Source organism: Bradyrhizobium pachyrhizi (assembly GCF_001189245.1).
GTDB lineage: Bacteria > Pseudomonadota > Alphaproteobacteria > Rhizobiales > Xanthobacteraceae > Bradyrhizobium > Bradyrhizobium pachyrhizi.
On sequence record NZ_LFIQ01000105.1, the window covers coordinates 241630 to 242443 of the forward strand.

The window sequence follows — 814 nt, forward strand, 5'->3', positions numbered from 1 at the left end:
TGCGGGATCAATGGTGATCGTGAAGTAGGTCGTCGCGCCAACCGAACCGGTGATGGTGTTGCCGGACTGGTTCAGCAGAATCTGCGCACCCTGTCCGATACCATCGCCGTCGCCGGCAGTCTTGTCGGTCGCATCGAGCGCATAGAGGCCGGAGGCCACGTTCGAGCCCGTCAGCTTCAGCGTATAGGTCGTCGAACCAGCACCGTCGCTGCCGTAGCTACCGCCGGTGAAGTTGTCGGAGAAGTTCGCCGTCACGGTGTCGAGCCCGGTCGGCGCCGTGCCGCCCGCGGTGTCGCTGCCAACAGGACGCGTCTCGTCCAGCACCAAGGTGTCGGTCGGACCGGTCACCGTGCCCGCGGTCGGGCCGCTGTCCTGGATCGTGAACACGCCGGTGCCGAGGTTCAGCGGCGTCGTCACGCTGTCACCGTCCGCATCGGTGATGGTCTGCACCACCTGCAACAGATTGGCAGCCGACAGCGTCAGCGTCGCCGCATCGTCCGGGTTGGTCGGATCGGAGTGCCAGATATTGTTAAGCTGGGTGAAGGTCACGATGCCGGTCGAAGGATCGATCGTGATCGTGAAGTAGTTGGTGCCGCCGGCCGAGCCGGTGATGGTGTCACCGACCTGGTTCAGCAGAATCTGCGCACCCTGTCCGATACCATCGCCGTCGCCGGCAGTCTTGTCGGTCGCATCGAGCGCATAGAGGCCGGAGGCGACGTTGGCACCGGTGAGCTTCAACGTGTACGTCGTGCTGCCAGCACCGTCGCTGCCGTAGCTGCCGCCGGTGAAGTTGTTGGAGAAGTCTGCCGTCACG

1 protein-coding gene is annotated in these 814 nt (G+C 64.4%); it reads right to left on the reverse strand.

All coding sequences use genetic code 11. From position 1 onward, the window contains the following. Positions 1-814: DUF5801 repeats-in-toxin domain-containing protein (locus AKL29_RS43770; RefSeq protein WP_244482442.1), on the reverse strand; the 814-nt coding region annotated here is incomplete at both ends.